The organism is Amycolatopsis thermalba (assembly GCF_023376025.1).
Taxonomy (GTDB): Bacteria; Actinomycetota; Actinomycetes; order Mycobacteriales; family Pseudonocardiaceae; genus Amycolatopsis_E; species Amycolatopsis_E thermalba.
Genome location: NZ_CP091196.1, coordinates 4,833,032 through 4,852,240 on the forward strand (window position 1 = coordinate 4,833,032; position 19,209 = coordinate 4,852,240).

General features: G+C 72.7%; 19 protein-coding genes and 1 pseudogene. 5 read left to right on the forward strand and 15 right to left on the reverse strand.

What is annotated here, in order from left to right; all coding sequences use genetic code 11:
* Positions 1 to 2 precede the first annotated feature (2 nt).
* From L1857_RS23400 to L1857_RS23410, 3 genes are all read right to left on the reverse strand, one after another.
* Positions 3 to 803 carry a hypothetical protein gene (locus L1857_RS23400; RefSeq protein ID WP_116110773.1) on the reverse strand — a complete coding sequence of 267 codons (801 nt, stop codon included), beginning with the start codon at positions 801 to 803 and terminating at the stop codon, positions 3 to 5.
* Between the two features lie 82 nt (positions 804 to 885).
* Complete coding sequence (locus L1857_RS23405) at positions 886 to 2,358, reverse strand: hypothetical protein (RefSeq protein WP_249466327.1); 1,473 nt, start codon at positions 2,356 to 2,358, stop codon at positions 886 to 888.
* 11 nt (positions 2,359 to 2,369) lie between these two features.
* Positions 2,370 to 2,834, reverse strand: coding sequence for a MarR family winged helix-turn-helix transcriptional regulator (locus L1857_RS23410; RefSeq protein ID WP_094008130.1), 465 nt, complete (start codon positions 2,832 to 2,834; stop codon positions 2,370 to 2,372).
* A 34-nt stretch (positions 2,835 to 2,868) separates the two neighbouring features.
* Between L1857_RS23410 and L1857_RS23415 the strand changes: the two genes are divergently transcribed.
* A complete protein-coding gene (locus tag L1857_RS23415) occupies positions 2,869 to 3,306 on the forward strand; it encodes a PPOX class F420-dependent oxidoreductase (RefSeq protein WP_094008090.1) in 438 nt (145 codons plus the stop codon).
* A gap of 43 nt (positions 3,307 to 3,349) precedes the next feature.
* Positions 3,350 to 4,051 (forward strand): 2OG-Fe(II) oxygenase, encoded by a 702-nt coding sequence (locus L1857_RS23420; RefSeq protein ID WP_094008091.1) that lies wholly within the window; start codon positions 3,350 to 3,352, stop codon positions 4,049 to 4,051.
* A gap of 124 nt (positions 4,052 to 4,175) precedes the next feature.
* Here the strand turns inward: L1857_RS23420 and L1857_RS23425 are convergent.
* The 4 genes and pseudogenes from L1857_RS23425 to L1857_RS23440 all read right to left on the reverse strand — a co-directional run bounded on the left by L1857_RS23425 (position 4,176) and on the right by L1857_RS23440 (position 7,970).
* Positions 4,176 to 5,203, reverse strand: a pseudogene (locus L1857_RS23425) (glucosyl-3-phosphoglycerate synthase).
* Between the two features lie 153 nt (positions 5,204 to 5,356).
* Positions 5,357 to 5,884, reverse strand: a complete 528-nt coding sequence (locus L1857_RS23430) for a GerMN domain-containing protein (protein WP_249466330.1) — start codon at positions 5,882 to 5,884, stop codon at positions 5,357 to 5,359.
* The gene (locus L1857_RS23435) at positions 5,881 to 7,299 is read right to left on the reverse strand and encodes a sensor histidine kinase (protein ID WP_094008093.1); all 1,419 of its coding nucleotides are present in this window, start codon (positions 7,297 to 7,299) and stop codon (positions 5,881 to 5,883) included. Before L1857_RS23435 ends, L1857_RS23430 begins: the two co-directional genes overlap by 4 nt.
* Complete coding sequence (locus L1857_RS23440) at positions 7,296 to 7,970, reverse strand: response regulator transcription factor (RefSeq protein WP_116110770.1); 675 nt, start codon at positions 7,968 to 7,970, stop codon at positions 7,296 to 7,298. Before L1857_RS23440 ends, L1857_RS23435 begins: the two co-directional genes overlap by 4 nt.
* Before the next feature lie 102 nt (positions 7,971 to 8,072).
* Between L1857_RS23440 and L1857_RS23445 the strand changes: the two genes are divergently transcribed.
* Positions 8,073 to 8,867, forward strand: a complete 795-nt coding sequence (locus L1857_RS23445; protein WP_094008095.1) for a serine hydrolase — start codon at positions 8,073 to 8,075, stop codon at positions 8,865 to 8,867.
* A 408-nt stretch (positions 8,868 to 9,275) separates the two neighbouring features.
* Here L1857_RS23445 and whiA read toward each other — a convergent pair whose 3' ends face one another.
* From whiA to L1857_RS23470, 5 genes are read right to left on the reverse strand one after another with little or no spacing between them, the layout of a single operon-like run.
* A complete protein-coding gene (gene whiA / locus L1857_RS23450; protein WP_094008096.1) occupies positions 9,276 to 10,262 on the reverse strand; it encodes a DNA-binding protein WhiA in 987 nt (328 codons plus the stop codon).
* A 9-nt stretch (positions 10,263 to 10,271) separates the two neighbouring features.
* On the reverse strand, positions 10,272 to 11,237 hold the full coding sequence (locus L1857_RS23455) for a gluconeogenesis factor YvcK family protein (protein ID WP_094008132.1): 966 nt from the start codon (positions 11,235 to 11,237) through the stop codon (positions 10,272 to 10,274).
* Positions 11,238 to 11,245: 8 nt separating this feature from the next.
* Positions 11,246 to 12,103 (reverse strand): RNase adapter RapZ, encoded by an 858-nt coding sequence (gene rapZ / locus L1857_RS23460; protein ID WP_094008133.1) that lies wholly within the window; start codon positions 12,101 to 12,103, stop codon positions 11,246 to 11,248.
* Between the two features lie 35 nt (positions 12,104 to 12,138).
* Positions 12,139 to 14,082 (reverse strand): excinuclease ABC subunit UvrC, encoded by a 1,944-nt coding sequence (gene uvrC, locus L1857_RS23465; protein ID WP_094008097.1) that lies wholly within the window; start codon positions 14,080 to 14,082, stop codon positions 12,139 to 12,141.
* A gap of 51 nt (positions 14,083 to 14,133) precedes the next feature.
* Positions 14,134 to 14,979 (reverse strand): esterase/lipase family protein, encoded by an 846-nt coding sequence (locus tag L1857_RS23470; RefSeq protein WP_249466332.1) that lies wholly within the window; start codon positions 14,977 to 14,979, stop codon positions 14,134 to 14,136.
* Between the two features lie 108 nt (positions 14,980 to 15,087).
* Between L1857_RS23470 and L1857_RS23475 the strand changes: the two genes are divergently transcribed.
* The gene (locus L1857_RS23475; RefSeq protein ID WP_094008099.1) at positions 15,088 to 15,726 is read left to right on the forward strand and encodes a TetR/AcrR family transcriptional regulator; all 639 of its coding nucleotides are present in this window, start codon (positions 15,088 to 15,090) and stop codon (positions 15,724 to 15,726) included.
* 13 nt (positions 15,727 to 15,739) lie between these two features.
* Positions 15,740 to 16,516 (forward strand): exodeoxyribonuclease III, encoded by a 777-nt coding sequence (locus tag L1857_RS23480; RefSeq protein WP_249466334.1) that lies wholly within the window; start codon positions 15,740 to 15,742, stop codon positions 16,514 to 16,516.
* Between the two features lie 440 nt (positions 16,517 to 16,956).
* Here the strand turns inward: L1857_RS23480 and L1857_RS23485 are convergent, their stop codons facing one another.
* Genes L1857_RS23485 through L1857_RS23495 form a run of 3 tightly spaced genes read right to left on the reverse strand, consistent with a single transcriptional unit; the run spans position 16,957 to position 19,198 of the window.
* Positions 16,957 to 17,421, reverse strand: a complete 465-nt coding sequence (locus tag L1857_RS23485; RefSeq protein WP_094008101.1) for a PH domain-containing protein — start codon at positions 17,419 to 17,421, stop codon at positions 16,957 to 16,959.
* A complete protein-coding gene (gene ribH, locus L1857_RS23490; protein WP_094008102.1) occupies positions 17,418 to 17,924 on the reverse strand; it encodes a 6,7-dimethyl-8-ribityllumazine synthase in 507 nt (168 codons plus the stop codon). Before ribH ends, L1857_RS23485 begins: the two co-directional genes overlap by 4 nt.
* The gene (locus tag L1857_RS23495) at positions 17,921 to 19,198 is read right to left on the reverse strand and encodes a bifunctional 3,4-dihydroxy-2-butanone-4-phosphate synthase/GTP cyclohydrolase II (protein ID WP_116110763.1); all 1,278 of its coding nucleotides are present in this window, start codon (positions 19,196 to 19,198) and stop codon (positions 17,921 to 17,923) included. Before L1857_RS23495 ends, ribH begins: the two co-directional genes overlap by 4 nt.
* Positions 19,199 to 19,209 lie beyond the last annotated feature (11 nt).

A 19,209-nucleotide genomic window follows, 5' to 3' on the forward strand; every position in this document is an offset into this window, starting at 1 on the left:
CCCTACAGAGTGTCCGAAATGGACGGGCGCAGCGTGCCCCCGCCGCCGGAGACCGCGACCACGCCGAGGGCCAGCAGCTCCTCGAACGCGCTGTCCGCGGCCAGTTCCCGCACCTGCACCTGGTACCGCGGCGTGGTCCGGTAGGTGCCGCCCTGCTCGCCGCTCACCTGCACCAGGAACCCCTGGTCGGCCAGGAACCGCAGGGCGCGGGACACCATGCCGCGCGTGGTGTCCGAGGCCAGCCGGCCGTCCTTGGTGGCCGCCGCCTCGGGACGGCGGGCGTAGGCGCGCCAGGCCTGTTCCAGCTCCGGCGAGTCGGACAGCGGGTCGTTGTTGGCCTCGGCCTTGGCGGCGCGCTCGTCGAGGATCCGGCACGCCTCGCGCACCACGCCGTCGACCTGGTCGACGCTGACCCGGCCGATGTAGGTGTCGTTGGCCAGGTCGTCGGGGCGCGGGTAGCCGAGCGCGGCGGTGGCGAGGTGGACGAGACCGTGCAGCACCTTCTCGGTGTCGCGGCGCTCGCGGATCTTGCTCTGCCGCGCGTAGCTGTCCATCTTGACCTCGAACACCGACTCGTCGGTGGCGGCCAGGACCGCGCCGGCCTGGTGGCTCACGTCGAGCACCATCAGGCCCAGCCCCGCGGCGACCGAGTTGGTCAGCTGCTTGAACGCGCTGTCCTCGCCGTAGCGGCGGACCAGGTCGGCGTAGACGACGTCGCGCGAGGGCAGGTGCTTGGGCCGCATGCCGAACGAGATCAGCCGTGCCGCCGACTCCGCATCCCCGGTCGTGACCGGACGCGTCATGCCGCCCCCTCAACGGACGCGGCAAGCCGCGGCAGTGCCTTGGCAGGCATGGCGCTGAATGATTCGGACCTGCGAGCAGTCCTCATGCCGCCCCCTCTTCGTCTTCCCGTTCCAGGCGTGCCGTGCTCAGCAGCAGGTCGGCGCCACCGAACTCGGTGTCCTCCAGCAGCGTGCCGTCGTCGACGGCGAGCAGCGCGCGATCGTCCCCCTGCCGGACGGCGGCGCCCACCTCGGGACTGTAGGAGTGCAGCGCCCGCAGCGCCACCAGGCGCGGCAGCTGCGGGTCGAGCTCGCGGGCCTCGGCCAGCAGGCCGGACAGCCGCCGCGGCACCTCCGGCAGGTCCAGCAGCTCGTCGGCCCGCCGCCACTGCTCGTCACTGTAGTGGTCGAGGCTCTCCGGCGGGACGAGCTCCGGCTCGGGCACCTCGCCGACCACCTTGTCGCGCTCGGGCGCGGGCCGCAGCAGCAGCGAGACCAGCGACGGCAGCGCGGGCACGGTGGGCACCACCAGCCCGGCCGCGGCGTGGAAGTACGACTCCAGCGGCGACACGGCGTCGGCGATCGGCAGTTCCAGCGCGGGCATCAGGATCTGGCCGAACAGGTCGACGGTGGCGCGCTGCGGCGGGCCGGAGAACTGCTGCCGGTCCTGCTCGGCGCGGAAGACCGCCCCGGCGGCCTGCAGCCGGGCCTGCAGCTGAGTGTGCCGGCTGATGCAGTCGCTGACGATGTCGACCAGCTCGGCGGCGCGGCGCTTGTGGTCGACGTCCTCGGCCTCGTCGCGGGCGGCGGTGATGTTGCGCAGGATCGCGTTCTCCGCGCGGAAGCGGGCCTCGATGTGGGTCAGCGCGGAGTCCAGCAGCTCGGGCATCTCGCGGTCCCAGTCCACCGCGCGCACGTCGCGGCGGGTCGCGTCCAGCTTGGCGCGCAGCGTCTCGCCGTACTGGACGGTGCGGTAGCGGGCCTGCTCGGCGGCGAGCTTGGCGCCGGCGAGGCGGCCGCGGCTGATCAGGTTCTCCAGCTTGACCTCGGCCGCGATCTGGGCGGACTCGACGTCGGTGTCCAGCGCGCCGACCAGCACGTTGATCGCCTCGTCGCTGGCCCGCAGGTACACCTCGCCGTCCGGGGCGGCCAGCTCGACGAGCAGCTTGAAGTCGAACGCGCGGCGCCGGTAGGTGCCGTGCGCGTCGAGGCTGCCGTAGACACGGCGGAAGCCGCGGTCGGTGGTGCCGACGTTGATCAGGTTGTCCAGCACCCAGCGGGCGACGCGCAGGTGCTCCTCGGCCGGGCGGCGCGGGGCCTGCGCGGCGATGAACGGCTGCAGGCGCCGGACGACGTCGTCGTGGTCGGCGCCGGTGTCGAAGTCCATCGCGATGGTGACCAGGTCGATCGTGTGCAGCGCGATCTCGGCCATCTGGTAGACGGTCGCGTCGGCCCAGTCCAGTTTCGCCTTGCGCGCGTCCAGGTCGTGCAGGGGCGCGGTGCAGGCGAGCGCCTTGAGCCGCCGGGCCAGGCCCTCGTCCACCAGCCCCCCGCTGATCAGGTCCGAGTCACGCACAGCGGGCCAGACTACCGGTCCGTTCGTTCCCGCTCGACTTCACGCTCGTAGGTGCGCAGCGTGTCGATGACCAGGCGCCGCTGCTCGGGGGTGAGTGGCTCCAGGGCGGTGCGCCAGGCGCGGGCGCCGGCGGCGAGCCAGCCCTCGACCTCGGCGCGGTAGGTCCCGGCGATGCTGACGATCGTGCGGCGGCGGTCGTTGTCGTCCTCGGCGCGGTCGAGGACGCCGCGGCGGCTGAGATCGCCGACCATCAGGCTCACCGTGGTGGGCGCGACCTCGAGCCGCGCGGCCAGCTCGGTGACCGTCATCGGCCCGTCGAACAGCAGGTAGGACAGCAGCGACAGGTGCCGCGGAGCGAGGTTGAAATCGCGCAGCCGCTCCGGCACCGGCAGCTTCTTGGCGCGGCCGACCAGGCGCGGCAGGAGCAGCAGCATGGTGCGGACGGCCTCGTCGGCGGTCGGTGCGTCGCTCGCCATGCGGGTCATGATCCCACGTCGCTAGGGTCGCCCCATGCACGCATTGAGCAGGGACGAGTGGCTGGAGTTCGCCTCCGTCGGCACGCGCACCGGGAAGCTGGGCATCACGCGCGCCGACGGCAGCCCCCACGTGACGCCGGTCTGGTTCGTCGTCAACACCGACGACGGCGCCGACGAGCTGATCTTCAACACCGGCGCGGAGTCGGTGAAGGGGCGGGCGCTGCGGCGGGACCCGCGGTTGTCGCTGTGCGTGGACGACCAGGAGCCGCCGTTCGCGTTCGTCCAGTTCACCGCCGAGGCGACGGTGCACGAGGACCTGGACGAGATGCTGCACTGGTCGACCCGCATCGGCGCGCGCTACATGGGCGAGGACCGGGCGGACGAGTTCGGCAAGCGCAACGCCGTGCCGGGTGAACTGCTGGTCCGGGCACGCATCACGAAGGTGGTCGCGTTCGGCGGTCTCGCCGACTGATTCCCGCCAGCCCGCGGCCGACCGGGCGCGCAGACTGGGCGGGGTGATCTCGGACGTCGCGGGCTTCGACTGGCCCGCCCTCACGGCAGAACTGAACGACACCGGCTGCGCCCTCACGCCGCCGATCCTGAGCGCGCGCGAGTGCCGGGAGCTGTCGGCGCTGTACGACGACGCGGGCCGGTTCCGGTCCACGATCGACATGGCGCGCTTCCGGTTCGGGTCCGGGCAGTATCGCTACTTCGGCTACCCGCTGCCCGAGCCGGTCGCCCGGCTGCGCGCGGCGTTCTACCCGCACCTGCTGCCGATCGCCCGCGACTGGGCCGCCAAGCTGGGCTGGGACGCGCCGTGGCCGGACGACCTGGAAACCTGGCTCGACCGGTGCCACCGCGCGGGCCAGATCCGGCCGACGCCGATCCTGCTGCGCTACCGGGCCGGCGACTGGAACGCGCTGCACCGCGACCTGTACGGGGAGCTGGTGTTCCCGCTGCAGGTCGTGATCGGGCTCGACGTGCCCGGCGCCGACCACACCGGCGGCGAGTTCCTGCTGGTCGAGCAGCGGCCCCGGGCCCAGTCCCGCGGCACGGTGACCCAGCTGCCGCAGGGTCACGCGCTGATCTTCACCACCCGGGACCGCCCGGTGCGCTCGTCCCGCGGCTGGTCGGCGGCGCCGGTGCGGCACGGCGTGAGCACCGTCCGCACCGGCATCCGCCACACACTGGGCCTGGTGTTCCACGACGCCACCTGAGCGCAGAGTTCGCGCACCCGAACGCAGAACTCGCGCGCCTGAACGTGGGACTCGCCGGCGCCGCGCGAGTCCTGCGCTCCTGGGCGCGAGTTCTACGTTCGTGAGCGCGAGTTCTACGTTCGTGTCAGGCGATCTCCCGCAATCCCGAGCCGTCGGCGGCGCGCAGGGTGGCCAGCGGCGGGCGCTGCTCGCACGCCAGGTCGGTGACCACCAGCTCGCGGTCGACGCCGTGCCCGGACTCGCCGCGGCGGAACTGCGCGAGCAGCGTCGCCGGGGGCTCGGCCGACACCAGGCGCCCGTAGCGCTCCAGGCGGTCGAACACGGTGAGCATGATCTGGCCGGACATGCGGCCCAGCGCCTGGGTGTTCTGGTGCCGGTGGGTGCGCTTGCCGAGATCGACCTGCGCGAGCGCGTCCAGGCCGTGGGCCTCCAGGATGTCGATCAGGTGCCCGACCTCGACCCCGTAGTTCGCCACGAACGGCACCCGCTCCAGCACCTCGCGCCGTCCGGCGTACTCGCCGGCCAGTGGCTGCACGAACCCGGCCAGCTCGGGCCAGTACAGGTTCAGCAGCGGGCGCGCCACCAGCTCGGTGACCCGGCCGCCGCCGTCGGCGTCGGTGCTCACCGGCCCGACCAGCGGCCGGTGGTAGAAGCCCTTGACGTAGGCGATCGAGTCGTCGGTGAGCAGCGGGCCGAGCAGGCCGGTCACGTAGTCGCTGGTGAAGTCGTACAGGTCGCCGTCGACGAACACGACGATGTCGCCGCGGGAGGCGGCCAGCCCCTTCCACAGCGCCTCCCCTTGCCCTGCAGCCCGGGCAGGGCAGGCAGGACCGAGTCCTGCGCCACGACGGTCGCCCCCGCTTCCACGGCCACCCGCGCGGTCGCGTCCCGCGAGCGCGAGTCGACGACCATCACCTCGTCGACCAGCTGGTGGCGCTCGACCAGGTCACGGCGGATCGTGCGCACGATGTCACCGACCGTGGCCTCCTCGTCCCTGGCCGGGATCACCACGCTGACGGTCGTGTCCCCCTTGGCGGCGATCAGGCCGGCTACCGGCCAGTCGCCCGCCTGGCTGCTGCGCCGGGGCAGCCAGGAGCCGACGTCGGCGGACACCTGCGGCGCCGCCACCTTCCTCGCCCTGAAGCCACGCATGCGCATCCCCTTCCCCGAACCGGACATCGGCCAGACCGATGCTTCGGCAGACGGGTTTCGCCAGCCGCTCCGGGATGAAACCGGCAGGTTACGAGTTCGTACCCGGCAGCGGGCGGTCGTAACACGCCTTGCACATCCGGTGCGTTCCGGACGTCAGCGGATGAGGGGGCAGGTCCGGCCCTGCGCCGCTTCCGCGCCGTCCGGCCGCGCCTTGGTGGTGACGTATTCGTCCGCCGGCATCACGCCGGGGGGCCCGGCCAGCCGCACGACCACGCCGTAGGCGCTGGCGCCCGCCTGCGCGTGCACCGCGATCACCGTGCAGACGATCTGGTCCTTCGCCGTCTCGGGCAGGACGTCCAGGGGCACGGTGAGGTGCACGGTCACGACGCCCTGGTCCAGCGTCCCCACGGACGCGCCGATCGCGCCGGGGGGCAGCATGGACGCGTAGTTCACGGCGTATTCGTCCGGGGTCGGGCCGGCCAGGAGCAGGGCGACCGCGTCGGCGACCGTGCCGAGGTGGCCGGTCGCGCGGACGACGGGTTGCAGCTCGCCGGCCTGCAGGAAGTACAGGATCGGCCCGGGCGCCGCGCCGACCGGCGGGTCGCCCGCCGACACCGGATTTGTCGGGCGCACCCCGCACCCGGCGAGCACCAGCACCAGCAGCAGCCCGATCCACCTCATCGCCGCACCTCCGCCCGCGGCAGCCGGAGCACGAACCGGGCACCGCCGCCCGGGTGGTTGCCGGCCTCGATCGTGCCGCCGTGCAGGCCGGCGTTCTTCTCCGCGATGGACAACCCGAGACCACTCCCCTCCGACCGCGACCGCGCGGTGTCGGCCTTGTAGAACCGGGCGAACACGTGTGGCAGCACGTCGTCGGCCAGTCCCGGCCCGTGGTCGGTGACCTCGACGACGGCCTCCCCGCCGGCCGCGGACAGGCGCACCCGCACCGGCGGGGCGCCGTGCCGCAACGCGTTGCCGACCAGGTTCGCCACGATCACGTCGAAGCGGCGCGCGTCCACCGCGGCGACGATCCCGGGCGGCAGCTCGGCCTCGACGCGGTCGCTCCACTGCCGGGTGCGCAGGGTCGCGGCGATCAGCTCGCCGAGGTCGGCCTCGCGCCGGTCCATGCGGGCGCGGCCGTTGTCGAAGCGGGAGATCTCGATGAGGTCGTCGACGAGCCGGGTCAGCTTGCGGGTCTCCTCGCTCACCAGGCGGGTGGCGGTGGCCGCGTCGCCCTGCAGCCGCGCGGCCTCCTCGTCGAGCACCTCGGTCACGGCGGTCATCGCGGCGAGCGGGGTGCGCAGCTCGTGCGACACGTCGGCGACGAACCGGCGCGCGTCGGCCTCCATGCGGCGCAGCTCCCCCACCGACTTCTCCAGGCTCGCGGCGGATTCGTTGAACGTGCGCGCGAGCTCGGCCAGCTCGTCAGCGCCCCGCTCGGGCAGCCGGGTGGCAAGCCGGCCGTGGGCCAGCTGGCGCGCGCCGTCGCGCAGGCGCCGCACCGGCCGCAGCACCGCGCCCGCGGCGAGCCAGGCGAGGAGCACCGCCAGCGGCACCGCGACGGCCGCGGTGCGCCAGCCGTTGAGCGCGAACTCGCTGATCTGCTGCTGCTCGGCCGTCAGCGAGAACCACCCGTACACCTCCAGCCCGGACGGGACGCGGCGGAAGCTGGTGTCGACGGTCATGACGGGCATGCCGACCAGCAGCTGGGGGGTGCCGTAGGAGTCGACCCGCTGGAACACCACCTGCTTTTCCGCGTCGATCCGGGCGATCAGCTCAGGCGGCACCCCGGCCATGGAACCGCCGACGGTGGAGGTCAGTGTGCCGTAGCGCGCGACGGCGGCGGACGGGACGGCGCGCAGGAGCTGGTTGAGCGTCTCCACGTCGGGCGGCATCCGCAGGGTGGGGGCGATGGCGTCCACGTCGTCGCGCAGCTTGGTGATCAGCGAGTCCTGTGTCGCGGCGAGCACGGTGCGCCGCGCGGCGACGTAGTTGACCCCGGTCGCGCCGACGATCGCCGCCACCGCGACCAGGCTGATGATGAGCACCAGCCGCGCGCGGATCCCCCGCAGCCGCGCGAGAACGCGTCTGATCACAGTGGACCGAACCGGTAGCCGAAGCCGCGCACGGTCCGCACGTACACCGGCGCCGCGGGCTGGTCCTCCAGCTTCGCGCGCAACCGCTGCACGCACGCGTCCACCAGCCGCGAGTCGCCGAGGTAGTCGTGGTCCCACACCAGTTCCAGCAGCTGCTGGCGGCTGAGCACGCGGCCGGGCACGCGGGACAGCTCGAGCAGCAGCCGCAGCTCGGTGGGTGTCAGCCGGACCGGTTCGCCGTGCTTGGAGACCTCGCAGGCGGCGCGGTCGATCACCAGCGCGCCGTGTCGTTCGCGGTCCTGGCCCGCCGCGCCGCCGCGGCGCAGGACGGCCTTGATGCGGGCGTCCAGGACGCGGGGCTGGACGGGTTTGACCACGTAGTCGTCGGCGCCGGCTTCGAGCCCGCCGACGACGTCGATGTCGTCGCCGCGGGCGGTGAGCATGATGATCGGGATGGGGCCGGTGGCGCGGATGCGGCGGCACACCTCGAACCCGTCGATGCCGGGCAGCATCAGGTCGAGCAGCACGAGGTCGGGCCTGCGGGCGGCGAGCAGGCGCAGGCCGCCTTCGCCGTCCGCGGCCGGTTCCACGTCGTGGCCGTGCCGGCGCAGGCCCAGGCACAGTCCTTCCCGGACCGCCGGGTCGTCCTCGATCAACAGCACAGTCGGCACGCGGCCGATTATGGCGGTGTTTCACCAACTGCCGCGACTCTGTTGCAAAACCATGACATGACGACGACGGGACGCGGACATCGGCGGCGGAAGGTGATCACCATGTCCGTGCAGACCAGGCCACTGCGCCGTGGCCCGATCGTCGTCCTCGTCACCGCGGTCGTCGTGATCGCCCTGGCACTGGGCCTCGCGCTCGCGCTCCGCGGCAGCAGCTCCGGCACCTCCGGACCGGCCGAGGACTCGGCGACGAGCGTGCTCGTCTACGACCGCGAGAAGGACCGCATCCTGCGCGGCGCGGGACTCGACACGCGGTACCGGTCGGCGTCGCTGGTGAAGCTGCTGATCGCGATCGACCTCGTGCAGCGCGGCCACGTGACACCGCAGCGGCCGAGCCCGCGCGTGGCGAAAATGCTGTCCTCCAGCGACGACGCGATCGCCAGCCAGCTGTGGGAGTCCGGGGGCGGACCGGAGATCGTCCGCCGCACGGCCGGTTCACTCGGTTTGACGGCCACCGAGCCACCCTCGGACCCGGGCCGCTGGGGCGACACGCTCCTGACGGCCGAGGACGTGCTGACGATCTACCGGGCGGTGCTGGCCCTGCCTGCGGGTGAGCGGCGCTTGATCCTCGACCCGCTGCGGGACACGCCCCCGGTGGCGGCCGACGGGGTCGACCAGTACTTCGGAATCCCGGACGCGTTGCCGGGCCGCCCGTGGGCGATCAAGCAGGGATGGGCGGCGGGCCGCGGCGGGGTCGACGCGCACACCAGCGGGCTGGTGGGTGCCGGGGACCGGTACGTCGTGGTGGTGCTGAGCCACCGCCCCAGCGGCACGGCGATGGAGACGGCGATGCGAGAGGTCACCCAGGCGACGGCCGCGGTGGAAGGACTGCTGGGGTAACTAACAGGCACGAGTCTTTTCAAAGCCCCACGGAAACCGGCGGCCGGCAACGCAAGTGGACCGACCAAGCTCCACACCCAATGTGACCGTTAGGCGCCGTAGGCGCCTAACGGTCACGGGGCGGGCTCTCCGCCTGCCCAACGTCACCTCTAAAGATCAAGAGATGTCCTCGCCGGACGGGCAGGCTCCGGGATGACGGGGGACCGTTGTCATCTCACCTTGACGAGGTGGTCGCTGTGTGGTCATCCCGTCGCCTTCCGGTTTGTGCATATCACCTTGAGCCAGGGCCGCAAGGTTGGCATGTCAACTCACGCTGGCAGCGGAGGTTGCGGCCCTGGCTCAAGGTGATCGTCACGTGTCAGGCGACGGGATGACCACCCAGCTCGTTGGGTTCGCTGTCCCGGCGCTTTAGACGCTCTCCTCGAGCATTTCCGGCGTGACGGCGCTTTCGGTGTCCGGGATGTTCAGTTCCTTCGCCCGCTTGTCGGCCATCGCCAGCAATCTCCGGATCCGGCCGGCCACCGCGTCCTTCGTCATCGGGGGGTCGGCCAGCTGGCCCAGCTCCTCCAGGGATGCCTGACGATTCTCCAGCCGCAACCGTCCGGCGGCGAGCAGGTGTTCGGGTGCGGTGTCGGCCAGGATGTCCAGCGCTCGTTCCACCCGGGCGGCCGCCGCGACCGCCGCCCGGGCGCTCCGGCGCAGGTTGGCGTCGTCGAAGTTGGCCAGGCGGTTCGCCGTCGCGCGGACCTCGCGGCGCATCCGGCGCTCCTCCCACTGCAGGACGCTCGCGTGGGCGCCCAGCCGGGTCAGCAGCGCACCGATGGCGTCCCCGTCCCGGACCACCACCCGGTCGGCTCCCCGCACCTCACGCGACTTCGCCTGGATGCCCATCCGCCGCGCCGCCCCCACCAGCGCCAGCGCCGCCTCCGGGCCGGGGCACGTGACCTCCAGCGACGACGACCGGCCCGGCTCGGTCAGCGAACCGTGCGCCAGGAACGCGCCCCGCCACGCGGCCTCGGCGTCGGCGATCCCGCCGGACACCACCGCCGCCGGCAGGCCCCGCACCGGGCGGCCCCGCTGGTCGATCAACCCCGTCTGCCGGGCCAGGCTCTCCCCGTCCTGAACCACCCGGACGATGTACCTCGTCGTCTTCCGCAGCCCGCCCGCGGACAACACGTGCACGTCCGAATGGTGGCCGTACAGCTCGTGGATCTCCTTGCGCAGGCGCCGCGCGACCGAACCCGTGTCCAGCTCGGCCTCCACCACCACCCGTCCCCCCACGATGTGCAGGCCACCGGCGAAGCGCAGCATCGACGCGACTTCGGACCGGCGCGGCCCGATCTTCGTGATCTGCAGCCTGCTGAGCTCGTCCTTCACGGCGGCGGTCATCGCCATGGCCCCTCCCTACCCTTTCCGGCCCTCGGTCCCGCTGAGACCGAGAGCTTCCCGCACACAGCTCGCCAGCGCATCCGGATCGTGCACACCCTCGCGACCAGGGTCCGCCACATCCGCCAGAAGCGCCGTGGCCCCCAGTCCCGCCGCCGCGTCCCGCAAGCGGGCCGGTGCCGGCACCGAGTCCCGGTCGGCGATCACCGCGTCCACCCGCAGCCCGGGCGCGTGCTGGAAGAGTACGTCCAGGTGCCGTTCGGGTGAGAACCCCGCCGTCTCACCCGGCTGAGGGACGAGGTTCAGGACCACGATCTTCGTCGCCGCCGTGCGCATCAGCGCGTCGTGCAGGGCGGGCACCATCAGGTGCGGGATGACGCTGGTGAACCACGAACCCGGCCCCAGGAACACCGCCTCGGCGTCCAGCACGGCCTGCACCGCCTCGTCGCACGCCGCCGGCACCCCGCCCGGCCGCCGCGGCGTGCGCAGCGTGATCCGCTCGACCCGCCCCGGGGTACTCGCCACCGCGACCTGGCCGCGGATGCGGCGCAACGACCCGTCGTCGTCGAGGCCGGACACCTCCGCCTCGATCTCCAGCGGCTCCGGCGACATCGGCAGCACCCGCCCGGACACGCCCAGCAGCCGGCGCGCCTCGTCCAGCGCGGCCACCGGATCGCCCAGCACCTCGAACAACCCGGCCAGCACCAGGTTGCCCACCGCGTGCCCGGTGAGCGCGCCGCTGCCGCCGAACCGGTGCTGGAACACCTCCGCCCACAACGACTCGCCCTTCTCGGCGACCGCCAGCGCGGACAACGCCTGCCGCAGGTCCCCCGGCGGCAGCAGGCCCAGCTCCCGCCGCAACCGCCCGGACGAGCCGCCGTCGTCGGCGACCGTGACCACCGCGGTCACGTCCGGGGTCAGCCGCCGCAGGGCGGTCAGCGTCGCGTGCAGCCCGTGGCCGCCGCCCAGCGCGACGGCTCGCAACGGCCCGGTCACTCGCGTCCCAGGTCCCGGTGGATGACCTTCACCGCCATACCGTCCTCATTGGACAGCAACCGGGACAGCTCCTCGGAGATCGCGACACTCCGGTGCTTCCCGCCGGTGCAGCCCACCGCCAGCGTCAGGTACCGCTTGCCCTCCCGCCGGTAGCCGGCGCCGATCAGGCGCAGCAGCTGGTGGTAGCGGTCCAGGAACTCCTCGGCGCCCTCCTGCGACAGCACGTAGTTGCGCACCTCGGCGTCCAGGCCGGTGTGGTCGCGCAGCTCGGGGATCCAGAACGGGTTGGGCAGGAACCGCACGTCCATCACCAGATCCGCGTCCATCGGCAGGCCGTACTTGTAGCCGAACGACAGCACGGTGACCCGCGTCTGCGTGGCCGATTCGGAGCCGAACGCGTCCTCGATCTTCGCGCGCAGGTCATGCACCGACAGCGCGGAGGTCTCCAGCACCAGGTCGGCCTCCTCGCGCAGCGGCGCGAGCATCTGGCGCTCGGCGGTGATGCCGTCGATCAGCCGGCCGTCCCCCTGCAGCGGGTGGCCGCGGCGCACCTGCTCGAACCGCCGCACCAGCACCGCGTCGGTGGCCTCCAGGAACAGCACCCGCGGCTTGTAGCCCCGCGCGTCGAGGTCCTTGATGATCGACGACAGGTCGTCGGTGAACGCGCGCGAGCGCACGTCCATCACCACGGCCACCTTCGTGATCGCGCCGCGGGCCTGCGCCCCCAGCTCGACCATCGTCGCGATCAGCTCGGGCGGCAGGTTGTCCACCACGAACCAGCCCAGATCCTCCAGGCACTTCGCGGCGGTGCTGCGGCCGGCGCCGGACAGCCCGGTCACCACCGCCACCTCCATGCCGGTGCCGCGATCCTCGGCCATCGTCTCTCCCGTCACTTCCGCTCCGACTCCCCACCTGAGGCCAACGCGGCGAAGATCGCTTCGGCGGTGCGCTTCCCCACGCCCGGCACCTGCGCGATCTCGTCCACCCCTGCTTCCTTCAGCCGCTTCACCGACCCGAAGTGCTTGATCAACGCGGCCCGCCGCGCCTGCCCCAGCCCCGGCACACCGTCCAAAGCGGACACCTGCACGCGCTTGGCGCGCTTCTGCCGGTGGTAGGCGATGGCGAACCGGTGCGCCTCGTCCCGCACCCGCTGCAACAGGTACAGCGCCTCGGAGGTGCGCGGCAGGATCACCGGGTCCGGGTCACCGGGCAGCCACACCTCCTCCAGCCGCTTCGCCAGGCCCACCACGGCGATGTCGGTGATGCCCATCTCCGCCAGCACGTCCGCCGCCGCCGTCGCCTGCGGGCCCGCGCCGTCGACCACGAGCAGGTTCGGCGGGTAGGCGAACTTGCGCGGCCGTCCGGTCTCCGGGTCGATCCCCGGCTTCTCGCCGGCCAGGCCCTCCTGCGTTTCGGTCTGGTAGCGAGCGAACCGCCGCCGCACCACCTCGGCAATGGAGGCGACATCCCCCTCGGTGGCGGCCTCCCGCAACGCGAACCGGCGGTACTCCGACTTGCGCGCCACGCCGTCCTCGAACACCACGAGCGAGGCGACCACGTCGGTGCCCTGCGTGTGGCTGATGTCGACGCACTCGATGCGCAGCGGCGCGCTGTCCAGGCCCAGGTGCTCCTGCAGCTCCGCCAGCGCGGCCGAACGGGCCGTGAGGTCGCCGGCGCGGCGCAGCTTGTGCTGCTGGAACGCCTCCTCGGCGTTGCGCTGCACGGTCTCGGCCAGCGCGCGCTTGTCGCCGCGCTGCGGCACCCGCAGCTGCACCCGGGAGCCGCGCAGCCCGGACAGCCACTCGGTCATCGCCTCGGGATCGGCGGGCAGTTCCGGCACCAGCACCTCGCGCGGCACCGGCGTGCCCAGGTCGGTGCCCTGCTCGGCCAGCTCGACCTGCTCGCCGTAGAACTGGGTGAGGAACTGCTCGACCAGGCCGGCCACGCCCATCTCGTCGGCCTTGTCGATCACCCAGCCGCGCTGGCCGCGGACCCGCCCGCCGCGCACGTGGAAGACCTGGACCGCGGCCTCCAGCTCGTCGTGGGCGAACGCGACCAGGTCGGCGTCCGTGCCGTCGCCGAGCACCACGGCCTGCTTCTCCATGGCCCGACGCAGCGCGCCGATGTCGTCGCGCAGCCGGGCGGCCTTCTCGAACTCCAGGTTCTCGGCGGCCTCGGCCATGTCCCGCTCCAGCTTGCGCACCATCGCGTCGGTCTTGCCGGAGAGGAAGTCGCAGAAGTCCTCGACGATCCGCCGGTGCTCGTCGGCGCTGACCTTGCCCACGCACGGCGCGGAGCACTTGTCGATGTAGCCGAGCAGGCACGGGCGGCCGATCTGACCGTGGCGGCGGAACACGCCGGTGGAGCACGTGCGGGCGGGGAACACGCGCAGCAGCAGGTCGAGCGTCTCGCGGATCGCCCAGGCGTGGGCGTACGGGCCGAAGTACCGCACGCCCTTCTTGCGCGGGCCGCGGTAGACGTGCAGCCGCGGGAACTCCTCGTGCAGCGTCACCGCCAGCACCGGGTAGGACTTGTCGTCGCGGTAGCGGACGTTGAACCGCGGGTCGAACTCCTTGATCCAGTTGTACTCCAGCTGGAGCGCCTCGACCTCGGTGGTGACGACGGTCCATTCGACGCCGGCCGCGGTGGTCACCATCTGCCGGGTGCGCGGGTGCAGCCCGGACAGGTCGGCGAAGTAGGAGTTCAGCCGGCTGCGCAGGCTCTTGGCCTTGCCGACGTAGATGACCCGCTTGGTCGCGTCGCGGAACTTGTAGACGCCGGGCTCGTCCGGGATGCTCCCCGGCGAGGGACGGTAGGTGGACGGGTCAGCCACGCCCTCCAGCCTATGGCTCCCCTCCGACAGGTTTGCGCACCCCTCCCGCGCTCAGAACGGCAGGCCCGGGGTACAGAGCACCGGCGCGGGGTGCTCCGGGTCGAGCGCGTTGGCGACCAGCCCGGCCACGGCGGTGTCGAAGGCCATGCCGACGTGCCCCACCGGGTCGGCCGGGCAGGTGTCCTGGACGAAGGCGTTGCGCACACCGGGTTCGCGGACGAACGACGTCTCGTGCGGGGTGACCAGGGCGTCGAAGCGGGTGGCGAGGATCGTGTAGGCCACGCCGTCCTGGGCGATCGGGCCGTCGGTGAGGTCGGCGACCGGTTCGCCGCCGGTGATCAGGCCCGCGCACGCCGGGCAGCCGAAGGTGGCGAGGATCGGGTCGAGCGAGGGGCGCAGGCCCAGGTGGTCGGCCACGGTGACCAGCCCGCCGAAGGTGGTGCCGTCAGTGGGCGGCGCGAGCGCGACGACGCGGCGCACCTCGCCGGCGTAGCCCAGCACCTTCGGCCCGTACAGCGCGTGGAACCCACCCTCGGAGTGGCCGACGAGATCGACCCGCTCGGCGCCGGTGGTCTCCCGCACGCGGTCGACGAACGCCTCGATCTCGCGGGCCGAGTCCTCGATCGCGATGGTGCCGCCGACCGGGATCTCCGGCACGGCCTGGCCGTAGGTGAGCGTGAAGGCGCAGTAGCCGCGCTGGGCGAGGTACGGGCCGAGGTAGGCGAAGTTGCCCGGCCCGTTGCCGCCGAGCCCGTGCAGCAGCACGACCGGTTCGGGGTGGGCGGCCGACGGGCGGCAGGACCAGTCGCCGAACCCGGAGGTGGGCGCGGCGGAGGCGGCGGGCGCCGCGGCGATCGTGAGCAGGGCGGCGGCGAGTGCGGTGAACACGGCACGCATGGCGACCTCGGCTTCGTCGGCGAGAGCGGATGCCCTCGATTAGAACACGGTGCCTTATTGCAAACAAGAGAGCTTTTCCGTAACCGGGCGGCCGGGTACGGTCGCGGTGTGGGACGCCGGATCCGCGGCCTGGACGCCGAACAGCGCCGCGAGCAACGACGGGAGCAGCTGCTCGACGCCGCGCTGGAGCTGTTCGCGCGGCAGGGGTACGCGGGCACCTCGATCGAGCAGATCTGCCAGGCCGGGTTCGTCGGCACCAAGGCGTTCTACGAGGTGTTCACCGGCCGCGAGGACTGCTACCTGGCGCTGCTGCGGCGGATCACCGAAAGCCTGATGGCGCGGATGGTCTCGGCGCTGGAGCAGGCGCCGGACGACGAGGCGGCGGCGACCCGGCTGCTGGTCGCGGAGTTCGCGCACGGGCTGGTCGACGACCCGCGGCTGGCGAAGGTCACCTTCGGCGAGTCCGGGGCGATGTCCCGGGCGGTCGAGCAGCAGCGCCGCGCGAACCGGCGGGGCGCGGCCGCGTTCCTGGAGCAGGTGTGGCTGCGCTACGGCGTGCGGCCGCGCGGGGTGGACGCGCACCGCATGGCGGTCGGGGCGATCGGGGGCATGTTCGACCTCGTCGCGGACTGGGTGCTCGACGCCGATCCGGCCGATCCCGCGCAGGTCGAGGCGCTGATCGGTGATCTCGGCGACTTCTACCGCGTGATCGTCGCGGGGCTGCGCGGCGGAGCGGGGCCCGTGTGAAATCCTCGGCGCCATGCGCATCGCCACCTGGAACGTCAACTCCGTCACCGCGCGGCTGCCGCGTCTGCTGTCCTGGCTGGAATCGGCCGAGCCGGACGTGGTGTGCCTGCAGGAGCTGAAGTGCGCGACGGAGGCGTTCCCGGCCGAGGTGGCGCAGGCCGGCTACGAGGTGGCGGCCTACGGGACGGGCCGGTGGAACGGTGTCGCGATCCTGTCGCGCGTCGGGCTGGCGGACGTGCGGCGCGGGCTGGACGGCGAGCCGACGTTCGACGACGCGTCCGAGCCGCGCGCGATCGGCGCGACCTGCGGCGGGGTGCGGCTGTGGTCGGTGTACGTGCCCAACGGCCGCGAGCCGTCGCACCCGCACTACGCGTACAAGCTGCGGTGGCTGGAGGCGCTGCGGGCGACGGTGGCGGCCGAGGCTGTGCAGGACCGCCCGTTCGCCGTGCTGGGTGACTTCAACATCGCCCCCACCGACAACGACGTCTGGGACATCACGCTGTTCGACGGCATGACGCACGTGACCGAGGCGGAGCGCGCGGCGCTGGCGGCGCTGCGCGAGGCGGGCCTGACCGACGTGATGCCGCGCGCGCTGAAGTACGACACGCCCTACACCTACTGGGACTACCGGCAGCTGGCGTTCCCGAAGAACAACGGGATGCGCATCGACCTGGTCTACGCGTCGGCGAAGTTCGCCGGCTCGGTGAGCGACGCGTACGTGGACCGGGAGGCCCGCAAGGGCAAGGGCACCTCGGACCACGCGCCGGTGGTGGTGGACCTGACGGTCTGAGCGCGGGCCGCCGGTGGGTTTCACGCACCCGAACGCAGAACTCGGTGTCCCGAGCGTGGAACTCGCCGCCCCCCGGCGAGTCCCACGCTCACGCGCGCGAGTCCCACGCTCGGGTGCGCGAGTCCCACGCTCGGGCGCGCGAGTTCTGCGCTCAGGTGCGCGAGTTCTGCGTTCGCTCCGGCGGGGGCGCTCAGGCGCGCGAGTTCTGCGCTCGCTCCGGCGGGGGCGCTCAGTCCTGGGCGACCGGTGGTCGTGGACCTGACGCTTTCTGAACCGGGGCCGCTGGTGAAGTTCACGCTCCCGAACGAAGAACTCACCGTCCCCAACGCAGAACTCACCGTCCCGAGCGTGGAACTCGCCCACCCCGGCGAGTTCTGCGCTCAGGCGCGCGAGTTCCACGCTCAGGTGCGCGAGTTCTGCGGTCGATCCGGTGGGGGTGCTCAGTCCTGGGCGGCCCAGGCCTCCCGGTGCAGGCGGCGCAGCGTGCGCACGGCCTCCACGGCGCGGTCCCGGTCCACGGCCTGGATCGCGAGCATCGCGTAGTACTCGTCCTCCGGCAGCTCCAGCCGGGCGAACGAGGCGCCGTCGGGGAAGCTCACCGACAGCACCTCCAGCCAGCTGAACCGGCGCCCCACGAGAACGTTCCGCACCTGCACCCCGGAGGCGTCCGCCCGCACCCGCGGCGTCGCGAACAGCATCGTCGCGCCCGCGAGCAGCAGGCCGATGAACACCATGGCGATCTGGTCGGACCGCTGGAAGATCACGCCGGTGTCGGAGCCGCGCAGCAGGATCGCCACCACCACGAACACCGCGAGCAGCACGACCGCCAGGATCGCCGACATCCACGTCGCCCGGTGCGGCCGGAACACCACGGCCTCCGACTTCTCCGCCACGGCTGCGCTCACACGAACTTCCGATCGGTCCACGGCTGCCGCAGCGACCGCAGCACGTGCGCCGCGTCCAGCGCCGCCTGCGTCGCCTCGCGGCCCTTGTCCTCCTTCGACCCGGGCAGCCCGGAGCGGTCCAGCGCCTGCTGCTCGGTGTCGCAGGTGAGCACGCCGTTGCCGACCGGCGTGCCCTCGTCCAGCGCGACCCGCGTCAGGCCCGCCGTCACCGCGTCGCACACGTACTCGAAGTGCGGGGTGCCGCCGCGGATGACCACGCCGAGCGCGACCACCGCGTCGTGCGTGCGGGCCAGCGCCTGCGCCACGACGGGCAGCTCCACGGCCCCGGCGACGCGCACCACGGTCGGCTCCTCGGACAGCTTCGCCTCCCGCGCCGCCTTCAGCGCGTTGTCCAGCAGCGCGTCGGTGATCTTCGCGTGCCACCGCGTCGCCACGATCGCCAGCCGGAGGTTCGCGCACTCGCTCAGGTCGAGCTCGACGTCCGGCCTGCCCTCACCACTCACTGTGCAGCACCGTTCCCGTTCCGTGCCTCCAGGTCCGCGCCGACCTGGTCGAACTCCTCCAGGTTGGACAGGTCGTGGCCCATCCGGTCCCGCTTCGTGCGCAGGTAACGCAGGTTCTCCGGGTTCGGCGAGATCGGCAGCGGCACCCGGCCGGTGACCTTCAGGCCGTAGCCCTCCAGGCCGATCCGCTTCGCCGGGTTGTTCGTCAGCAGCCGCATCGACCGCACACCCAGGTCGCACAGGATCTGCGCGCCCGTGCCGTAGTCGCGCGCGTCCGCGGGCACGCCGAGCGCCAGGTTCGCGTCCACCGTGTCCGCGCCCAGGTCCTGCAGCTGGTAGGCCTGCAGCTTGTGCAGCAGGCCGATGCCGCGGCCCTCGTGACCGCGGATGTAGAGCACCACGCCGCGGCCCTCGTCGGCGACGATCCGCAGCGCGGCGTCCAGCTGCGGGCCGCAGTCGCAGCGCAGCGAGCCGAACACGTCCCCGGTGAGGCACTCCGAGTGCACCCGCACCAGGATGTCCTCGCCGTCGCCGATCTCGCCGTAGACGAACGCCACGTGCTCGATGCCGTCCAGCAGGCTGTCGTAGCCGACCGCGCGGAACACGCCGGCCTCGAGCGGGATGCGTGCCTCGGCGACCCGCTCGACCTGCTTCTCGTGCCGGCGGCGGTAGGCGATCAGGTCGGCGATCGTGATGATCTGCAGGTCGTGGTCGGAGGCGAACACCTCCAGCTCGTCCCGGCGCGCCATGTCCCCCTCGTCCTTCTGGGAGACGATCTCGCACAGCACCCCGGCGGGGTGCAGCCCGGCCATGCGGGCCAGGTCGACCGAGGCCTCGGTGTGCCCGGGGCGGCGCAGCACACCACCCTCCTTGGCGCGCAGCGGGACCACGTGACCCGGGCGCCGGAAGTCACCGGCCTGCGACTTCGGGTCGGCCAGCAGCCGGATCGTGTGCGCCCGGTCGGCGGCGGAGATGCCGGTGGTGATGCCCTCGGCCGCGTCCACCGTGACCGTGTACGCGGTGCCGCGCTGGTCCTGGTTCGTGTGGTACATCGGCGGGAGGTCCAGCCGGTCGCAGTCCTGCTCGGTGAGCGCCACGCAGACGTAGCCCGAGGTGTAGCGCACCATGAAGGCGAGCAGCTCCGGCGTCGCCTTCTCGGCGGCGAAGATCAGGTCGCCCTCGTTCTCGCGGTCCTCGTCGTCGACGACGACCACCGGCCGCCCGGCGGCGATGTCCGCGATCGCCTTCTCGATGCCGGCGATGTCGACCGGCACCCCCGTCCCGC